Below are 17370 nucleotides of genomic sequence, written 5' to 3'. Positions count from 1 at the left end.
CCTCCTCAGTCCAGGATGAAGTGCTCTAGGTACGACGGGTCGGCCCGGTCGAGCATCGACTGCGACCTCGCCCGGATCTGCCGGTCGCTGTGCTCGCTCGCGGGCAGCAGCCAGAACCGGCCCTCCCGGATGCCGTCCGCCACCAGGTCGGCGACCTCCTCCACCGGCGTGAACCGCACCTCCTGCCCCGCCTCCTTCATCGCGGCCTCCCACTGGTCGAGGCTGCGGTACGGGGTCTTCCTGGGGCGCTGTTTCGCGTAGCGCTCGGGCCGGTTGCGGTGCGACTCCCACAGGCCGGTACGGAGCATGTGGGGCCCGGGGAAGAGCACGGACGCCCCCACGCGCGCGTGCTCCGCCTTGAGATGCGCGTACAGGGACTCGGTCATCGTCACGACGGCCGCCTTGGTGACGGCGTACACGGAGGCGGTCGGCAGCGGGGCGATCCCGCCGTCGCCGGACGAGGTGTTGACGACGTGGCCCGGCTCTCCCGCGGCGATCATCCGCGGCACGAAGGCCTGGACGCCGTGGAAGACACCCCAGACGTTGACGGCGAAGGCCCACTTCCAGTCGTTCGGATCGTGCTCCCACATGCGGCCCTCGGCGCCGGAGCCGACCCCCGCGTTGTTGCACAGGACATGCGCGGCGCCGTACTTCTCGTACGTCTCGGCGGCGAGCGCGTCGAGCTGTTCGCGCTCCGAGACGTCCACCACGCGCGCGTGCACCTGCGCCCCGTCCTCCCGCAGCGTGGCGGCGGCCTTCTCCAGGGCGCCCTCCTCGACGTCCGCGAGGACCACCTTCAGACCGTCCGCCGCGAACCGGCGCGCCATCGCGAGCCCGATACCGCTCGCCGCGCCGGTGACGACGGCGACCTGTCCCGCCCGCAGCTCCATCAGGCGCTCCCTTCCGGCGGCCCGTCGAGGATCTGCCGCGGATCGTCGTAGCGCTGATGGATGTACGGCAACAGGGCCTGGGCGCTGACGCGTTCGACCACCCTGCCCGTCTGGTCGGTGGTCTTCTCGCCGAGGGTGATCTCGACCAGTTCGCGTACGGGGAGGTCGGCGACCGGGTCGTACATCGACTCGCGCAGCACGACGTCCCCGGTGACGCGCTCCAGCCTGCGCACCTTCTCGTTGCGCACGCAGTGCACGAGCACGGGGTGGGCGTCGAAGCCCGAACCGTCCACCGCGGGAAGGAACTTGAAGTAGAAGTCGGTCTTCTGGGCGGGCTCGGGCAGCGGCAGGTCACCGCTCACCGCGCCGCGCACCTCGACGAACGCGATGCCGTGCCGGGCGAGTGCGGCCCGTACGACGAGACCGTCGCGTTCCACGGTCACCTCGCCGAGCTTCTTGGGCTCCCCGAAGACCTCGCGGCCGCCTATGAGCGCCCGCTCGTGGGTCATCGGCATGACCAGCGGGTACCAGCCCTCGACGCCGTCGTGCGCCGCGGCGACGGCGAACGAACCCGCGCCGAGCGGATAACCCGGCAGGTCGACCTTGCTGATGTTCACCCGGACCAGGGGCCGCCCGGTGGGTTTGAGCGGGGGTGGCAGGACCGCCGCGACCGCGTCCGGATCGCTCTCCCAGACGGCCACCACACCGGTGGACCAGATGTCGGGGAGTTTGGCGCTCGCGGTGCGCGCGGCGGCGATCTCCGCCTCGGTCCGTGCGCCGTACCTCACTCGTGCCATGTCCGTACCGCCCTTCGTAGGCGCTACCTGCTGGGGCGCGGAGCACGCTTGCAGGACACCGTCGAAAGGTCCATAGCCATGCGTCAGCCATGCGCCCGGGGACGTGCGCCGGGCCGGACCAACCGGTGACCCGCGCCACACGAAGCACCCCCGCCACCCGCCGACCGCGTCAACTCCGGGGGCCGGACCGTCCGTCGGATCCGGGAAGGTGGGGGCCGGACTGTCAGTCAGGGCCCGTATCCTCAGTGACCATGCTCGAAGACCTGACGACCGCATCGTCACCAGCCCCCTGGCCGGCCGCGTATCCGCAGGGGTACGCGGTCGTCGACGTGGAGACCACCGGCCTTGCCCGCGACGACCGGATAATCTCGGCCGCCGTCTACCGGCTGGACGCGCGCGGCGAGGTCGAGGACCACTGGTACACGATGGTCAACCCGGAGCGGGACCCGGGCCCGGTCTGGATCCACGGTCTGACGACCGACGTGCTCGAAGGCGCGCCGCTCTTCCAGGACATCGCCGAGGAGTTCTCCGACCGGCTCGCCGACCGGGTGCTCGTGGCGCACAACGCGGTCTTCGACTGGTCGATGATCGCGCGGGAGTACGCGCGCGCGCAGCGTGAGGCGCCGGTGCGTCAGCGGCTGTGCACCATCGCGCTCTCCAAGGAGCTGGGCCTGCCGCTGCCCAACCACAAGCTGGAGTCGCTGGCCGCGCACTTCGGTGTCGTACAGCAGCGGGCGCACCACGCGCTGGACGACGCGCGCGTGCTGGCCGAGGCGTTCCGGCCGAGCCTGCGGGCCGCCGCGCGGGACGGCATCCGGCTGCCGCTCCTGGAGTGCCGGCCACTCAAGGAGTGGTCCGAGAGCCCCGCGGCGCCGCGCATCGGACGGCAGTCCGGTTCCGGCGGTTACTCCTCCGGCGGTTATTCGTCCGGTGGCTATCCGTCCGGGAGTTGGCGGCCTTCACGCAAACGCCCCGCATGCCCCTATCCCAACCCAGGACGCTATGAAGCGGGCAAACCGCTCAAGCAGGGTATGCGGGTCGCGTTCTCCGGGGACACGTCCGTCGACCGCGAGCTGCTGGAGGACCGTGCCGTCGAGGCCGGCCTGCATGTCGCGACGAGCCTGTCCCGGCTGACCAGCCTGCTGGTCACCAACGATCCGGACTCCAGCACGTCCAAGGTGGTCAAGGCCAAACAGTTCGGGACACCGGTGATCGACGAGGCGGCGTTCGGCCAGCTGCTGCGGGACGTGGCCCCGGCCTCGGAGAAGTGACCCCGGAGGGCCGCAGAGGGGCCGGGGTCGCTGACGGACGTACGGGTGATTGCCGGGCGACTCGCCCGGCGCCCGCTCGCCCGCGCCGCGTCGGCACCTCACCCTGTGGCGCATGGCGAGATGCGAAGTGTGCGGCAACGACTACGGCATGACCTTCGAGGTGCACGCGCAGGGCGCGGTGCACGTCTTCGACTGTTTCTCCTGCGCGATCCACCGGATGGCCCCCATCTGCGAGCACTGTCGCGTGCAGATCATCGGCCAGGGCGTCGAGGTCGAGGGCCACTGGTTCTGCGGCGCGCACTGCGCCCGCGCGGAGGGCAAGGTGGGCATCATCGACAAGGTCTGAGAGCCGACCGGAACGGTCCGAGAGCACACGTCGCCGTCCGGGCGACGCGCACCCCCGTGAACACGCCCCACGACCGAGTTGTACGGTCGTGGGGTGTACCGCTTCCTGTTGTCCCGGCAGTGGGTGATTCTCACCCTCGTGGCCCTCCTGCTCATCCCCACGATGATCAAGCTGGGCTTCTGGCAGCTGCACCGCCATGAGCACAAGGTCGCTCTGAACAAGGTGATCTCGCAGTCGCTGACGGCCACGCCGGTGCCCGCAGAGTCGGTCACCGCGCCGGGGCAGCCCGTCAAGCACGCGGACCTGTACCGCCGGGTGACCGCGAAGGGCACCTTCGACACCGCGCACGAGGTCGTCGTGCGGCGCCGCACCAACGCCGACGGCGAGGTCGGCTACCACGTCCTGACCCCCTTCGACCTGGACGACGGCCGGGTGCTGATCGTCAACCGGGGCTGGATCGACTCGAACGGCTCGCAGACCGCGTTCCCGAAGATCCCGGCGCCCGCGAAGGGCGAGATCACCGTCACCGGGCGGCTGATGCCCGACGAGACGACCGGCGACAGCGGCATCAAGAACATCCAGGGCCTGCCCGACCGCCAGGTCATGCTGATCAACAGCGCGCAGCAGGCCAAGAGCCTCGGCAAGCAGGTCCTCGGCGGGTACATCGAGCAGACCGCGCCCGCGCCCAGGGGCGACTCCCCCGAGCTGATTCCCGACCCCGAGCACAACGACATCGGTCCGCACATGGCGTACGCGATCCAGTGGTGGCTCTTCTCCGCGGGTGTGCCGGTGGGCTGGGTGATCCTGGTTCGCCGGGAGCGCCGCGACCGGGCCGAGGCCGCCGCCTCCGCGACCACGCCGGAAGCGGCCACGGTGGCCGCCTGACCCCCGCCCGCCGCGCCCGTACCTCCTCGACCGGTGTCACCCGGTCGGCCCCCGACCCGATTGGCCCCGGCCTTCGCCGGGAACTCGCCCCACGTGCACCCACGTATCGAGGACTACGCGCTCATCGGGGACGAACAGACCGCCGCGCTGGTGGGCCGGGACGGGTCCGTCGACTGGCTCTGTCTGCCACGCTTCGACTCGGCCGCCTGCTTCGCCGCGATCCTCGGCGACGAGAACCACGGCCGCTGGCGGATCTCACCCACGGGGGCGGGCCCCTGCACCCGGCGGGCGTACCGGCCGGACACGCTGGTGCTCGACTCCGAATGGGAGACGGACGAGGGCGCGGTCCGCGTGACCGACTTCATGCCACAGCGCGAGCACGCCCCCGATCTCGTCCGCGTCGTCGAAGGGCTCAGCGGCCGGGTGACGGTCCACAGCACCCTGCAACTGCGCTTCGACTACGGCTCCGTCGTGCCGTGGGTGCGCAGGGCGGACGGCCAGCGGGTGGCGGTCGCGGGCCCGGACTCGGTGTGGCTGCGCAGCGAACCCGAGGTACGCACCTGGGGCAAGGACTTCCGTACGCACTCGGAGTTCACCGTGGAGGCGGGCGAGAAGGTCGCCTTCGTCCTGACCTGGCATCCCTCGCACCAGTCACGCCCGCCGCTCATCGACCCGTACGAGGCACTGCGCTCCAGCGTCGAGGACTGGCAGGCGTGGGCGGCGCGCTGCCGTTACGACGGTCCGCACCGGGACGCCGTCGTGCGCTCCCTGATCACCCTGAAGGCCCTCACCTTCGCCCCGACCGGCGGCATCGTCGCCGCCCCCACCACCTCGCTCCCTGAGGAACTCGGCGGCGTCCGCAACTGGGACTACCGCTACTGCTGGCTGCGCGACTCGACCCTCACCCTGGGCGCGCTCCTGTCGGCCGGGTACCACGAGGAGGCCGAGGCCTGGCGCGACTGGCTGCTGCGCGCGGTCGCGGGCGACCCCGCGGACCTGCAGATCATGTACGGCCTCTCCGGTGAGCGCCGGCTGCCCGAGTTCGAGCTGTCGTGGCTGCCCGGCTTCGCGGGCTCGTACCCGGTCCGGATCGGCAACGAGGCCGTCAAGCAGCTCCAACTGGACGTGTACGGCGAGGTCATCGACTCGCTCTCGCTGGCCCGGCGCTCGGGCCTGCCGTCCAAGCCGCACATGTGGCGCCTGCAGTGCGCCCTGATGGAGTTCCTGCGGACCGCCTGGCGGCAGCCGGACGAGGGGATCTGGGAGGTGCGCGGCCCGCGCCGGCACTTCGTGTACTCGAAGGTGATGGCGTGGGTGGCCGCCGACCGCGCCGTCCGGGCACTGGAGAGCGAACCGGATCTCGTCGGCGACCTGGAGGGCTGGCGCACGATGCGCGAAGAGGTGCACAAGGAGGTGTGCGAGCACGGCTTCGACAGCGAACGCAACACCTTCACGCAGTCCTACGGGTCACGCGAACTGGACGCCTCACTGCTGCTCATCCCCCGCGTCGGTTTCCTGCCGCCCGACGATCCCCGGGTCGTCGGCACCATCGACGCGGTGCGCGCCGAGCTCGAACGCGACGGCTTCCTGCTGCGCCGCTACAGCGACGAGGGCGTCGACGTCGACGGGCTGCCGGGCGGCGAGGGCACCTTCCTCGTCTGCTCGTTCTGGCTCGCGGACGCGCTGCACATGACGGGCCGTACGAAGGAGGCCCGCGAGCTGTTCGAACGGCTGATCGGCCTGGCCAACGACGTGGGGCTGCTGTCCGAGGAGTACGACCCTGTCGCGCGCCGCCAGCTCGGCAACTTCCCGCAGGCGTTCAGCCACCTCGGCCTGGTGGGAACCGCCTTCAACCTGTTCGGTGAAGCGCATCCGGGAGGAGTCGAGACGACCGGATAGGGGAGGATGGGGGCCATGGATCTTGGACTGAAGGACCGTGTGTACGTCGTCACGGGAGCCACCCGTGGCCTGGGCAACGCCACCGCGCGCGAGCTCACCGCCGACGGCGCGAAGGTGATCGTCACGGGGCGCGACGAGAAGACCGCCGCCGACGCGGCGTCCGCGCTCGGGCCGAACGCGGTCGGGGTGGCCGCAGACAACTCCGACCCGGGGGCCGCGGACCGGCTGATCGCGGCGGCCCGCGCGCACTTCGGCGGCTTCGACGGCATCCTGATCAGCGTCGGCGGCCCGCCGCCCGGGTTCGTCGCGGACAACACGGACGAGCAGTGGACGGCCGCCTTCGAGTCCGTCTTCCTGGGCGCGGTCCGGCTGGCCCGCGCGGCCGCCGCGGAGCTCGGCGAGGGCGGCGTCATCGGCTTCGTGCTCTCCGGCTCGGTCTACGAGCCGATCCCGGGCCTGACCATCTCCAACGGTCTGCGCCCCGGTCTCGCGGGCTTCGCCAAGTCCCTCGCCGACGAACTGGGACCGCGCGGCATCCGTGTCCTGGGCCTGCTCCCGGCCCGCATCGACACGGACCGCGTGCGCGAGCTCGACGGCCTCTCCGCCGACCCGGAGGCCACCCGTGCGGCCAACGAGTCGCGGATTCCGCTGCGCCGCTACGGCACCCCGGAGGAGTTCGGCCGCACGGCGGCGTTCCTGCTCTCGCCCGCCGCGTCGTATCTGACGGGCATCATGATGCCGGTGGACGGCGGCGTGCGGAGCGGGTTCTGAGTCCGCTCGGACACCTGAGGGACTAACTCACCCTTTCCGCCCGGTACTTGACCCTGCGGAGGCGTACCTCCGCGGGGAGCGCGGCAAGGCCCGCGGAGTCCCGGGCGTGCGCCAGGGCCTCCGTCGTCAGCAGATGCAGCGCGTGCCCGGGGTCGACATGCGGCTCCAGCAGGAGCTGGACCCGGGTCCCGGGAGCGCCGCGTCGCCCGGTCAGCTGGACCTGGGCTCGTTCGACACCGTCCAACCGCCCCGCCTCGTCGCCCAGTACGCCCTCCAGGGCCCGCCCGCGCAGCAGCGCCCCCTCGCCGTCGCCGGTGTCGACGAGCACCTCCGCGAGCCGGCGCCGCCGCAGTACGGCCGACAGCCACCACAGGCAGAGCAGGACGACGACCGCGAGAGTGGCGATGACGGTCGGCCACCACCAGCCCTGATCCCGCCACCGGGTCCGCTCGGCGGCGCTCAGCAGCACGTCGTGCCGCCCGTCGTGGATCCACCAGGAGGGCGGCCGGGCGCCCAGTCCGACGCCGAGCACGGAGCCGCCGAGGACCAGCAGCGCGAGCCCGACGATTCCCAGCAGGACACGGTTGAGGATCCTGAGCACCGCCCTCACCCCTTCCGGCCCTGGCGCGCGACATGCACCGACAGGGCGGGCGGCCGGACGAGCCCGAGTCCCCGGATGCCGTCGGCGAGCGTGGCGTCCAGGTCGGCCCGTACGTCGTCGAGTGCGCGGAAGTGCGAGACCGCCCGCACGTCGACCTTCCTGCGCCCCATCCGTACCCGGACCGACCGCACGCCGGAGACCTCCATGGCCCGGTCGCGCAGCGCCGTCGCGGCGGCGTCCCGGTGCAGCCCGGCCCGCACGTCGGGATGAGTGCGCCGCATCGGCAGGACGTCACGCAGCCCCGGCGTCACCGCGAGGACGATCAGCCAGAGTCCGAGGGCCGCGGCGAGGCAGGCGCCGACGAGCACCCAGGTGTCGTCGAGGGGCCGTTCGGCGAGCTGCCGGGCGAGGGACCTGCGCCAGTGCGAGGCGGGCCGGTGGGCACGTACGGCCGCGACGTCGTACAGCAGGACGCCCGCACCCACGAGGACCAGCAGCGCGACGATCCCCGCGGGGACGCGGCGCACCGACCAGAACCGGCCCTGCCCGCCGTTCGCGTCGTCGACGGCGGGCGGCGGGTCGTAGTCGGCCGCGGAGGCGGACTGGCCTAGTTCGCCCTCGGCCGGTGGGCTGCCCGCGTCCGTCTTCTCCAGGACGGGCATGCGTCGGGTGGTGTTCTCGGAGCCCTGAGGCTCGCTCATCGCGTCCTCCCCTGTGCCGCGGCGGCCGCCGGTACCAGGTGCAGCCGCTCGACGTGGACCGTCACCTCCGGCACTTCCATCCCCGTCAACGCGTCTACCCGCTCGGCGACATGTCGACGCACCGCGTTGCAGCGGCCGGCGATGTCGGAGGGGTAGCCGAGCTCGAGGTGGACGCGGATGCGGGCGATTTCGTGGTGAACGACGACCGTCGCATGCGGGGGTACGGCGTCCGGGGGCAGCGGGTCCAGGGCCTCGCGGGCGGCCTGCGCGGCGATCTTCGCCACGACCCGGTCGGCGATCCGGGTCGCGCCGCGCTCGGCCGCCTCGACGGCCGTCGGGGGCCGTCGGGTGTCACCGAGCGGGGCGGTCACGGGCGTCACCGCCGCCGGTCGTCGCGAGGACGGAAGAAGTCACCTAGGTCCAGGTCCCCTTCGAGGAACCGTCCGACGACGAACCCGACGGCACCCAGGGCGGCCACGAGCAGAAAGGCCCCGAAGCCCCCGAAGTACCCGGCGAAGCCCAGCGCCATTCCAGCGATCATGCCGATCACGGCCAAGCTCATGGTGCGCTCCTCAGCGGTTCGACGGCCGGGATGTCGTGGGCCGCCCCGCGGCCGGGCCGGTCACTGGAGCCGCGCCTCCGGCTCTTCATCTTCTTCCTCGGGAAGCTTCACATCACTCACCGCGATGTTGACCTCGACGACCTCGAGTCCCGTCATGCGCTCCACGGCCGCGATGACGTTCTCGCGGACGGCGCGGGCGACGTCCCCGATCGACACGCCGTACTCGACGACGATCTCCAGGTCGAGCGCGGTCTGGAGCTCCCCGACCTCGGCCTTGACGCCTCGTGAGACGGACTTGGACCCCCCTGGCACTCGGTCGCGCACGGCCCCGAAGGTCCGGCTCAGCCCACTGCCCATCGCATGGACACCGAGCACGTCCCGGGCGGCGAGTCCGGCGATCTTCTCCACGACACCGTCGGCGATCGTGGTCCGCCCCCGCATGGCGGGATCACCGCCGCCGCGCTTGGTGACCCCGGGCTTGCGGCTCTGCGGGGCTTCCTTCTCGCTCCCGGGGCTGTCCGTCCGGTTCTGCTCCGTCATGTCGGTCATCGCCGTACGTCCCTTTCGGTCGTCCTCTTTGCCCACAGTAGGTCCGGACGCGGGCTCGCGCGCCAGGGATGCGGCAGGCTGGAGCAATGACCGCGGATCGATGGACGCAGGCAGTACGGCGGCAGCTCGGGCTCGGGCGCCTGCTCCCGCTCGGGCATCCGCGCGACGGCGCCTGGATCGCCGAGGAGGCGGCCGAGGCGTTCCTGCGGCGCGGGGCGGCCGGCGTGCCCGGTGTCCGCCTCGGCACGCTCCGGATCGCCCTCGCGGACCCGGACCTGGTCCACGACCCCGTCGTACCGCCGCCGCCCAGCGCGCTGCCGCCCGGCCCACTGCGTGTCGTCGCGGAGTTCACGGCCGAGGCGGACCCGACGGCCCCCGGGGTCGAGCCGCTTCCCACGACCGCGGCCCGCCTGCGCGTGACTCTGGCCGAGGCGGCCGAACCCCTCGGCCTGACGGTCACGGAGATCGACCTGAAGGTGACGGGGCTGGGGGATGTCTCCGCGCCGCCGACCGCCGTACGCCACACCGCCCCGCGTCCGGCCGCCGTACCGACGACCCCCGACGAGGCCCGGGCGGCCACCGCCGCCCTGTCCGTGCCGGGGGTACTTCACCTGACGGACGTCCTGGGCCATCCGGTGCACATCGAGAACGTCCCCGGCAAGGACCCCGCCCTCGCCCGCCGCCACGTCCGCGTCGAGCTGGCGGTCGCCGCGACGGAGCGAACAGTGGACGTGGCAAGAGCCGTCAGAACAGCGGTCGCGGACGCCCTGCCGGACACCCCGTCAGTGACGGCACTGGTGACCTCCGTCGAGTAGCAAGGACGACCTCACTCCCCCAGACCGGCAAGGTCCCGCAGTCGCCGGGCCTGAGCCGCCCGCTCGGCGACCCGCTGCTCCTCGTACGTCCGCTCCTGCGCCCCCCGCAGCAACGCCTTGGTCTCGACGACCGCGTCCCGAGGCGCGGCCAACACCGCACCGGCGAGGTCCCGCACGGCATCCTCGAGCTGGTCGACAGGCACCGCGAGATTGGAGAGCCCCGTGCGCTCGGCCTCCTCGGCCGAAACGAAGCGACCCGTGGCGCAGATTTCCAGCGCACGGGCGTATCCGACCAGGCTCACCAGCGGATGCGTTCCCGTCAGATCGGGAACGAGCCCGAGGCTGGTCTCGCGCATGGCGAACTGCACGTCGTCCGCGACGACGCGCAGGTCACAGGCGAGCGCCAACTGGAAACCCGCACCGATGGCGTGCCCCTGCACGGCGGCGATGGACACGACGTCGCTGCGCCGCCACCAGGTGAACGCCTCCTGGTACTCGGCGATGGTCGCGTCGAGCTCGGCGTCGGCCCCGCGCGCGAGGTCGATGAACGACGGCTCGCCGTCGAACCCCTCGGGCGTGAACGCCTGCCGGTCGAGCCCGGCCGAGAACGACTGGCCCTCGGCACGCAGCACGACCACACGGACAGTGCCCGGCAACAACCGGCCGGCCTCCGTCAACGCCCGCCACAGAGCGGGACTTTGGGCGTTGCGCTTGGCCGGATTGGTCAGCGTCACCGTGGCGATCGCGTCGTCGACGGTGAGCCGTACGCCGTCCTTGTCGAGTACGGGGTCAAGATCGTTGTCGAGCGAAGCCATGGGCTGCCTCCGATGGGTGCGGTCGGATCAGACGCGGACCTCGTGAAGGACACGAGGAACACACCTAAGTGACTGCACAGTAACCACCCGGTCGATCACCCGACCGACCGGGTGGCCACCACCGAAGCCGATGGGGACGCCCGGCCTCAGGCCGAGGCGGCCTTCTTGCCCCGCGTCGCTCCGCCACGCCCTCGCAGCGTGACGCCCGACTCGCTGAGCATCCGGTGCACGAAGCCATACGAACGGCCGGTTTCTTCGGCCAGCGCTCGAATGCTCGCACCGGAGTCGTACTTCTTCTTCAGGTCTGCCGCGAGCTTGTCGCGCGCGGCGCCGGTTACCCGGCTGCCCTTCTTCAGAGTCTCGGCCACCCGTGCCTCCTCATGGGAAGTGCGCTCTGGACTTCTCATGATCACCCCTCAAGGGCTTCATGGCCACCCATTCGGCAAGGTCCGTGAGACACGGTTTTGACGACAGGAGCCCGTCCTCACAAACGGAATCATGGGGTCCGCACTGCTCTGTCCGTACGACCGAACGGGTTCTTCCGCGAAGTGCCAGGTCAGCGACGCAAGACGGCCGAGCCCTTGGGAACAAAGGACTCGGCCGCGAAATGGATGTAGGACACACCTCGGTACGAGGAGATCTCACACAGATGATGGATCACGGATCGGCCGAATGATCCATACGCAGTGGATCAGTCATTCGATCACGTCGTGCTGACGGCAGCCCCGGGGGCGGTCCGGGAGGCCGTACGAGGGCTCAGGCGAGGGCCACCAGGTCCGCGTAGTCGGAGCCCCACAGGTCCTCGACACCGTCCGGCAGCAGAATGATCCGCTCGGGCTGGAGCGCCTCGACGGCGCCCTCGTCGTGGGTGACGAGGACGACGGCGCCCTTGTAGGTGCGCAGCGCGCCGAGGATCTCCTCGCGGCTGGCGGGGTCGAGGTTGTTCGTCGGCTCGTCGAGGAGGAGGACGTTCGCGGAGGAGACCACGAGGGTCGCCAGCGCGAGACGGGTCTTCTCGCCGCCGGAGAGGACCCCGGCCGGCTTGTCGACGTCGTCGCCGGAGAACAGGAACGAGCCGAGCGTCTTGCGGACCTCGACCAGGTCGAGGTCGGGGGCGGCGGAGCGCATGTTCTCCAGGACCGTGCGCTCGGGGTCGAGGGTCTCGTGCTCCTGCGCGTAGTACCCGAGCTTGAGGCCGTGGCCCTCTATGACCTGACCGGTGTCGGGCTGCTCGGCGCCGCCGAGCAGCTTCAGCAGGGTCGTCTTGCCGGCGCCGTTGAGGCCCAGGATGACCACGCGCGAGCCCTTGTCGATGGCCAGGTCGACATCGGTGAAGATCTCCAGCGAGCCGTACGACTTCGACAGGCCCTCGGCCATCAGCGGGGTCTTGCCGCAGGGCGCGGGCTCCGGGAAGCGCAGCTTGGCGACCTTGTCGGAGACGCGGACCGCCTCGAGGCCGGCAAGCAGCTTGTCGGCACGCTTGGCCATGTTCTGCGCGGCCACCGTCTTGGTGGCCTTGGCGCGCATCTTGTCCGCCTGCGAGTTCAGTGCGGCGGCCTTCTTCTCGGCGTTCTGCCGTTCGCGCTTGCGGCGCTTCTCGTCGGCCTCGCGCTGCTGCTGGTAGAGCTTCCAGCCCATGTTGTAGACGTCGATCTGGGCGCGGTTGGCGTCCAGGTAGAAGACCTTGTTGACGACCGTCTCGACGAGGTCGACGTCGTGGGAGATCACGATGAAGCCGCCGCGGTAGGTCTTCAGGTAGTCGCGCAGCCAGACGATCGAGTCGGCGTCGAGGTGGTTGGTCGGCTCGTCGAGCAGGAGCGTGTCGGCGTCCGAGAACAGGATGCGGGCCAGCTCGACACGGCGGCGCTGACCGCCGGAGAGCGTGTGCAGGGGCTGGCCGAGCACGCGGTCGGGCAGGTTGAGCGCGGCGGCGATGGTGGCGGCCTCGGCCTCGGCGGAGTACCCGCCCTTGGTGAGGAACTCGGTCTCCTGGCGCTCGTACTGCCGCATGGCCTTCTCGCGGGTGGCGCCCGAGCCGCCCGCGATGCGCTGTTCGTTCTCCCGCATCTTGCGGATCAGGGTGTCCAGGCCGCGCGCGGAGAGGATGCGGTCGGTGGCGAGGACGTCGAGGTCGCCGGTGCGGGGGTCCTGGGGCAGATAGCCGACCTCGCCGGAGCGGGCGACGGTGCCGGAGGCGGGGATGCCCTCGCCGGCCAGCACCTTGGTCAGGGTCGTCTTGCCCGCGCCGTTGCGGCCGACCAGGCCGATGCGGTCGCCCTTGGTGATACGGAAGGTGGCGGACTCGATGAGGATGCGGGCGCCGGCGCGCAGCTCGATACCGGAGGCGGAGATCACGGACAGACTCCAGGGCAGGGTCGTTGGCGGGGTGGACGGCTGAGGACGTTCCCGCCGTCTAATGCGCGAGGAGAATGGCCATGGGCCAAGTCTAACGGGGCCGTGCAACCACTTTCCCTGGGTGAGCGTGTTCGGCACTGTGACGCTCGCCCTGCCACGCGTTGACCAGCGGCGTACGGTGCGGGGTGATTCTGCCCAGGTCGTCGACGGCGACGAGCTCGGTGGTCCAGCTGTCGCCGGTGGCGCAGGGCTGTGCGATCAGGAGCGCCTCGCCGTGACGCAGCGCACGTTCGGGGGCGAAGGAGCAGCCGTACCGGGCGGGCAGGGTCCAGCGCAGGTCGCCGTCGGCGATGCGGTAGGCGGCGACGCGCCGCGGGGTGATGACGGCGAGCATGCGGGCGCCCAGGGACCGCAGCACTCCGCTCGCCCCGTGGTCCGCGAGCCACCCGGCGGCCCCGGGAAGGGCCCGGTGCCAGCGCACCGCGCTGCCGTCGCCGCGCGCGGTGTCGGTGACCAGTCCGTCGTCCCACAGCGCGATCGCGTGCCCGCGCGCGGGGAGCACGGCCACCGGACGGCGGCCCTCTCGCGCGTAGGTCCAGCGGGGGTGGCCGGTCGCCCCGTCGTAGGCCTCGACGGCGGCCTTCGTGGTGCGCAGCGGGGGCTGTCGTGTCCCGTGCCCGTGCACCACGCGCGTGTGGGCGGTGAGGCGGTCTCCATAGGGCGCGGGGCGCGCTTCGTGGGCCGCGGTGAGCAGCAGGGCGACGGCGACGGGGAGCAGGGCGCGGGCGGCGCGGCGGCGGGCGGCGGGGGGAAGGAGCCGGGGGGCCGGGGGGTCCGTGGTCGCCGGGGCGGACCGTGCCGCCTCCGCCGGCTCGACCAGCACAGCGATCATCTCGCCCCCATCTGCACCACTCGCCGCGTCTGGGACCTGCCCGGCCGTTCAGGCGCACGGATCAGGCGCATGGATCAGGCGCATGGATCAGGCGCATGGATCAGGCGGAGAGCCTAGGCGCGGGCGGTGGGAACGCCCGCCGGGACACGGCGGGCGGCGGGAGCGTGTCGCCTGTTCGGCCCTCCGCCCGGGGCCGGACCCGTGAGGGCGTACGAGGATGGCGCCACGGAGCGACGTACGCCGAGGTGCGAAGCCGTACGCAGAGGGTGGTGTTGTGCCCATGCAGTTCGACGACGACGCCGACCTGGACACCTCCGACGTGCAGGATGTGCGCGGCAGTCGGATCCCTGGTGGCAGGGCGACCGTCGGGGGTGGCATCGCGGGTCTGATCGCCCTGATCCTCGGGCTGTTCTTCGGAGTCGGGCCCGATCAGCTCGGGCTGTCCTCCGGCAACGACCAGCCCGCGGTGACCACTTCCTCGCTCGACCAGATCAAGCAGACCTGCCGGACGGGGCGGGACGCGAACGCCAGGGAGGACTGCCGGATGGTGGCGGTGGTCAACAGCGTGCAGGACTTCTGGGCGCAGGAGTTCGCGCGGCGCGGCGGTACGTACACGCGCTCGCCGACCGTCTTCTTCAGCGGGCGGGTGAACACCGCGTGCGGCACCGCGACCTCGGCGGTCGGGCCCTTCTACTGTCCCGGTGACCGCAAGGTCTATCTGGACCTGGGCTTCTTCGACGACCTGCGGACCAAGTTCGGTTCCAGCGGTGGGCCGTTCGCGCAGGCGTACGTGGTGGCGCACGAGTACGGGCATCACGTGCAGGACCTGATGGGGACGCTGGGCAGGGCCCAGAGCGGTGTCGCGGGCGCGAACAGCAACTCGGTGAAGGTGGAGTTGCAGGCGGACTGCTACGCCGGGGTGTGGGCGCACCACGCGACGACGACGAAGGACCCGTCGACGGGCAGGCCGTTGATCACGAACCTCACTCCGGCCGACATCCGGGACGGGCTGGACGCGGCGGCCGCCGTCGGCGACGACCGGATCCAGCAGGAGTTCCAGGGCCGGGTGACCCCGGAGACGTGGACGCACGGCTCGTCCGCGCAGCGCCAGCAGTGGTTCTACCAGGGCTATCGCACCGGCGACATGGCGCAGTGCAACACCTTCCGCTGAGACCGCGGACGCGACGAAGGGAAGACCGCGGACGCGGCGCGTGCCGGGCGGCTTCCGCTCTCCGGGGCGTTGTCAGTGGCCGGTGCGAGACTGGGCAGCGGGTGACATTCCGGCCCAGCAGGACGAGTTCCGGTGGGAGTGATCGGCATGGCAGGTACGGACGGCGGGCGCCCGAGCATCTACCCGACACTGCTGTACTCGGACGCGAACGCGGCGATCAGGCAGCTCACGGAGGCCTTCGGCTTCTCGGAGGTCTCCGTGTACGAGAGTGAAGACGGCACGGTGATGCACGCCGAGCTGGTCCAGGGCAACGGCGCGGTGATGCTCGGCTCCAAGGGCCGCGGTGGCGTCTTCGACGGCGCGATGAAGGACGCGGGCCCCGCGGGGGTGTACGTGGTCGTGGACGACGTCGACGCACACCACCAGCGCGCCGTGGACCACGGCGCCGAGATCGTCATGCCCCCGACCGACCAGGACTACGGCTCGCGGGACTACCTGGCCCGGGACGCCGAGGGCAACATCTGGAGCTTCGGCACGTACGCCCCGGAGATACGGGACTGACCCGGGAGCGCGGGGCCGATCCGAAGGACAGGTCCTAGCTGCCTCCGGTGTGGACCTGGAAGGCGGCGCGGCGTACGGCCTTGGCGAGGGCCGGGTCCGGGTGGGCGGCGGCGAGCGCGACCAGGACCTGGACGGTGCGGGGATGGCCGACGGCGCGCACCTCGTCGAGCAGCGCGGGCACGGTGGGCTGCACCGCGGACTCCAGATGGCGCACGAGGAGCGGCGCCTCACCGTGGTCGGCGACGGCGGCGGCGGTGTCGACCCAGAGCCAGGTGGACTCTTCGCGGGTGAGGACCTCGTGGGCGTCCTCCGGGTCGTGGCCGTCGTGCTCGGCCAGCCACAGCAGGGCGTAGGGGCGCAGCCAGGACTCGTCGGCCACGGCGCGCACGTCGGGCTCGGCGGGGGCGCCGACCACGCGCAGCGCCTCGAAGGCGAGTCCGCGGGTGAGGGCGTCCTCGCCGCGGGCGGCTTCGAGGAGTTCGGTGACGGCGCTGCCGACGGGGCGGGCGGCGAGCCAGGCGCGGTACTCGGCGCGGGCCGCGTTCGGGCGCAGCTGGGCGCAGCCTCGGAGCATGTCCGAGGCGGGCTGTTCGATGTTCCCGGCGGGACTCTGCGCTGCGACGCAGATCTGCTCCAGCTTGACCCAGACCGCCCAGCTGCCGAGCGGGGTGAGCGTGGCCTGCCCCGCGGCGCAGGTGAGCGCGCCGACGGAGGCGAGCGCGTGCAGGGCCCAGTCGAGGAGGGGCGCGAGGGGGGCGTCCGCGATCTCGGCGGCCTCCGGGGCGGGCTCCGGCTGGGGGCCGTAGGGGATTTCGCAGCGCTCGGTGCGCAGTTCGGTGACGCGCTGTTCGAGGAGGTCGAGGAGCTGCTCCATGGGGACGGGCCCGGCGGAGAGCTGAAGGAAGGAGAGCACCTGGGGCATCGCGGAGACGACCTCGGCGACGGCGGACGCCTCGCGGTCGGCCGGCTCGGGGTGGGCGAGCGACCAGGCGTCGAAGAGGGCGACCCAGCCGCGCAGGACGGCGCTGTCGTCGCGGTTCCAGGCGCGCAGTCGCCAGCCGGGGCGGGCGATGTCGCCGTGCACCTCGACGAGGCCGGCGAGGCGTGCGGTGTCCCAGTCCGCGCGGACCTGAGCCGGGGTCAGGCCCAATTCCTCGGCGGCCCGTTCGGCGGTCGCGTCGGCGAGCGTGCCCTTGCCGTCGGGGGTCGCGCCGTCGCTCCCCGGGCCGAGCGAGGCGTCGGCCCAGCGGGCGACACGGGCCGCGGCGGCGAGGCCGGTGCGGGCCATACGGGCCAGTTCCGCGGGCGGCGGGGTGCCCTCGGGGGGCCGGGGTGCGGGTCGGCGCGAGCTGCGCTGGGTCACCGCTCGGGGGGCGGAAGCCAGGGGGCGCGAGCGGACGAGTCGGAGCCTGGAGTCGCGCGGGTTACGGGACGTCACGGGTGCAGTCTTCCGGTTGACGGTCCGAAAACCCAAACGGAATGTCACAGC

20 protein-coding genes are annotated in these 17370 nt (G+C 71.9%); 8 read left to right on the top strand and 12 right to left on the bottom strand.

The features are described from left to right. Nucleotides 1-5 precede the first annotated feature (5 nt). Together SMIR_RS30205 and SMIR_RS30200 are read right to left on the bottom strand one after the other, a co-directional pair. Nucleotides 6-890 (bottom strand): SDR family NAD(P)-dependent oxidoreductase, encoded by an 885-nt coding sequence (locus SMIR_RS30205; RefSeq protein WP_168490351.1) that lies wholly within the window; start codon nt 888-890, stop codon nt 6-8. After that, entirely contained in the window at nt 890-1687 is a 798-nt protein-coding gene (locus tag SMIR_RS30200) for an acetoacetate decarboxylase family protein (RefSeq protein ID WP_168490352.1), read from the bottom strand. The genes SMIR_RS30205 and SMIR_RS30200 overlap by 1 nt, the downstream gene beginning before the upstream one ends. Before the next feature lie 251 nt (nt 1688-1938). Between SMIR_RS30200 and SMIR_RS30195 the strand changes: the two genes are divergently transcribed. The 5 genes from SMIR_RS30195 to SMIR_RS30175 all read left to right on the top strand — a co-directional run bounded on the left by SMIR_RS30195 (nt 1939) and on the right by SMIR_RS30175 (nt 6859). After that, a complete protein-coding gene (locus SMIR_RS30195; RefSeq protein ID WP_168490353.1) occupies nt 1939-2958 on the top strand; it encodes a DEDDh family exonuclease in 1020 nt (339 codons plus the stop codon). Between the two features lie 112 nt (nt 2959-3070). Then, nucleotides 3071-3304, top strand: a complete 234-nt coding sequence (locus SMIR_RS30190) for a metallothionein (protein WP_054232337.1) — start codon at nt 3071-3073, stop codon at nt 3302-3304. Nucleotides 3305-3397: 93 nt separating this feature from the next. After that, a complete protein-coding gene (locus tag SMIR_RS30185) occupies nt 3398-4189 on the top strand; it encodes an SURF1 family cytochrome oxidase biogenesis protein (RefSeq protein ID WP_168490354.1) in 792 nt (263 codons plus the stop codon). A 93-nt stretch (nt 4190-4282) separates the two neighbouring features. Then, nucleotides 4283-6088, top strand: coding sequence for a glycoside hydrolase family 15 protein (locus SMIR_RS30180; RefSeq protein ID WP_168490355.1), 1806 nt, complete (start codon nt 4283-4285; stop codon nt 6086-6088). Nucleotides 6089-6103: 15 nt separating this feature from the next. After that, nucleotides 6104-6859, top strand: coding sequence for an SDR family oxidoreductase (locus SMIR_RS30175; RefSeq protein WP_168490356.1), 756 nt, complete (start codon nt 6104-6106; stop codon nt 6857-6859). 22 nt (nt 6860-6881) lie between these two features. On the opposite strand, the gene amaP is transcribed toward SMIR_RS30175, so the two are convergent. From amaP to SMIR_RS30150, 5 genes are read right to left on the bottom strand one after another with little or no spacing between them, the layout of a single operon-like run. Continuing rightward, nucleotides 6882-7469 (bottom strand): alkaline shock response membrane anchor protein AmaP, encoded by a 588-nt coding sequence (amaP, locus tag SMIR_RS30170; protein ID WP_168490357.1) that lies wholly within the window; start codon nt 7467-7469, stop codon nt 6882-6884. Continuing rightward, nucleotides 7466-8161 (bottom strand): DUF6286 domain-containing protein, encoded by a 696-nt coding sequence (locus SMIR_RS30165; protein ID WP_168490358.1) that lies wholly within the window; start codon nt 8159-8161, stop codon nt 7466-7468. The genes amaP and SMIR_RS30165 overlap by 4 nt, the downstream gene beginning before the upstream one ends. Further along, the gene (locus SMIR_RS30160) at nt 8158-8541 is read right to left on the bottom strand and encodes an Asp23/Gls24 family envelope stress response protein (RefSeq protein ID WP_422664474.1); all 384 of its coding nucleotides are present in this window, start codon (nt 8539-8541) and stop codon (nt 8158-8160) included. The genes SMIR_RS30165 and SMIR_RS30160 overlap by 4 nt, the downstream gene beginning before the upstream one ends. Continuing rightward, nucleotides 8538-8723, bottom strand: coding sequence for a hypothetical protein (locus SMIR_RS30155; protein ID WP_054232254.1), 186 nt, complete (start codon nt 8721-8723; stop codon nt 8538-8540). Before SMIR_RS30155 ends, SMIR_RS30160 begins: the two co-directional genes overlap by 4 nt. Before the next feature lie 60 nt (nt 8724-8783). After that, a complete protein-coding gene (locus SMIR_RS30150) occupies nt 8784-9272 on the bottom strand; it encodes an Asp23/Gls24 family envelope stress response protein (protein ID WP_101405911.1) in 489 nt (162 codons plus the stop codon). Nucleotides 9273-9358: 86 nt separating this feature from the next. Between SMIR_RS30150 and SMIR_RS30145 the strand changes: the two genes are divergently transcribed. Next, a complete protein-coding gene (locus SMIR_RS30145; protein ID WP_168490360.1) occupies nt 9359-10087 on the top strand; it encodes a nucleopolyhedrovirus P10 family protein in 729 nt (242 codons plus the stop codon). An 11-nt stretch (nt 10088-10098) separates the two neighbouring features. Here the strand turns inward: SMIR_RS30145 and SMIR_RS30140 are convergent, their stop codons facing one another. From SMIR_RS30140 to SMIR_RS30125, 4 genes are all read right to left on the bottom strand, one after another. Further along, nucleotides 10099-10902 carry an enoyl-CoA hydratase/isomerase family protein gene (locus SMIR_RS30140; protein ID WP_168490361.1) on the bottom strand — a complete coding sequence of 268 codons (804 nt, stop codon included), beginning with the start codon at nt 10900-10902 and terminating at the stop codon, nt 10099-10101. 146 nt (nt 10903-11048) lie between these two features. Next, nucleotides 11049-11270, bottom strand: a complete 222-nt coding sequence (locus SMIR_RS30135) for a helix-turn-helix domain-containing protein (protein WP_006123601.1) — start codon at nt 11268-11270, stop codon at nt 11049-11051. Between the two features lie 388 nt (nt 11271-11658). Then, the gene (locus SMIR_RS30130; RefSeq protein ID WP_168490362.1) at nt 11659-13257 is read right to left on the bottom strand and encodes an ABC-F family ATP-binding cassette domain-containing protein; all 1599 of its coding nucleotides are present in this window, start codon (nt 13255-13257) and stop codon (nt 11659-11661) included. A gap of 91 nt (nt 13258-13348) precedes the next feature. Beyond that, complete coding sequence (locus SMIR_RS30125) at nt 13349-14149, bottom strand: PQQ-binding-like beta-propeller repeat protein (RefSeq protein ID WP_212727611.1); 801 nt, start codon at nt 14147-14149, stop codon at nt 13349-13351. Nucleotides 14150-14429: 280 nt separating this feature from the next. Here SMIR_RS30125 and ypfJ point away from each other — a divergent pair, with 280 nt between their 5' ends. Continuing rightward, complete coding sequence (ypfJ, locus tag SMIR_RS30120; RefSeq protein ID WP_168490363.1) at nt 14430-15320, top strand: KPN_02809 family neutral zinc metallopeptidase; 891 nt, start codon at nt 14430-14432, stop codon at nt 15318-15320. 147 nt (nt 15321-15467) lie between these two features. After that, complete coding sequence (locus SMIR_RS30115) at nt 15468-15881, top strand: VOC family protein (RefSeq protein WP_168490364.1); 414 nt, start codon at nt 15468-15470, stop codon at nt 15879-15881. Between the two features lie 34 nt (nt 15882-15915). On the opposite strand, the gene SMIR_RS30110 is transcribed toward SMIR_RS30115, so the two are convergent. Next, nucleotides 15916-17319, bottom strand: coding sequence for a hypothetical protein (locus SMIR_RS30110; protein WP_180362570.1), 1404 nt, complete (start codon nt 17317-17319; stop codon nt 15916-15918). Between the last annotated feature and the right edge of the window lie 51 nt (nt 17320-17370).

The sequence above is a fragment of the Streptomyces mirabilis genome, from assembly GCF_018310535.1.
Taxonomy (GTDB): domain Bacteria; phylum Actinomycetota; class Actinomycetes; order Streptomycetales; family Streptomycetaceae; genus Streptomyces.
This window is presented reverse-complemented; position numbering and strand designations above follow the sequence as displayed.

Bases quoted from the DNA above. Each gene is read 5' to 3' on its own strand.
- ypfJ (WP_168490363.1), top strand. From the start codon at position 14,430: ATGCAGTTCGACGACGACGCCGACCTGGACACCTCCGACGTGCAGGAT.
- SMIR_RS30190 (WP_054232337.1), top strand. From the start codon at position 3,071: ATGGCGAGATGCGAAGTGTGCGGCAACGACTACGGCATGACCTTCGAG.
- SMIR_RS30195 (WP_168490353.1), top strand. From the start codon at position 1,939: ATGCTCGAAGACCTGACGACCGCATCGTCACCAGCCCCCTGGCCGGCC.
- SMIR_RS30145 (WP_168490360.1), top strand. From the start codon at position 9,359: ATGACCGCGGATCGATGGACGCAGGCAGTACGGCGGCAGCTCGGGCTC.
- SMIR_RS30140 (WP_168490361.1), bottom strand. From the start codon at position 10,902: ATGGCTTCGCTCGACAACGATCTTGACCCCGTACTCGACAAGGACGGC.
- SMIR_RS30175 (WP_168490356.1), top strand. From the start codon at position 6,104: ATGGATCTTGGACTGAAGGACCGTGTGTACGTCGTCACGGGAGCCACC.
- SMIR_RS30165 (WP_168490358.1), bottom strand. From the start codon at position 8,161: ATGAGCGAGCCTCAGGGCTCCGAGAACACCACCCGACGCATGCCCGTC.
- SMIR_RS30205 (WP_168490351.1), bottom strand. From the start codon at position 890: ATGGAGCTGCGGGCGGGACAGGTCGCCGTCGTCACCGGCGCGGCGAGC.
- SMIR_RS30200 (WP_168490352.1), bottom strand. From the start codon at position 1,687: ATGGCACGAGTGAGGTACGGCGCACGGACCGAGGCGGAGATCGCCGCC.
- SMIR_RS30150 (WP_101405911.1), bottom strand. From the start codon at position 9,272: ATGACCGACATGACGGAGCAGAACCGGACGGACAGCCCCGGGAGCGAG.
- SMIR_RS30155 (WP_054232254.1), bottom strand. From the start codon at position 8,723: ATGAGCTTGGCCGTGATCGGCATGATCGCTGGAATGGCGCTGGGCTTC.
- SMIR_RS30115 (WP_168490364.1), top strand. From the start codon at position 15,468: ATGGCAGGTACGGACGGCGGGCGCCCGAGCATCTACCCGACACTGCTG.
- SMIR_RS30125 (WP_212727611.1), bottom strand. From the start codon at position 14,149: ATGATCGCTGTGCTGGTCGAGCCGGCGGAGGCGGCACGGTCCGCCCCG.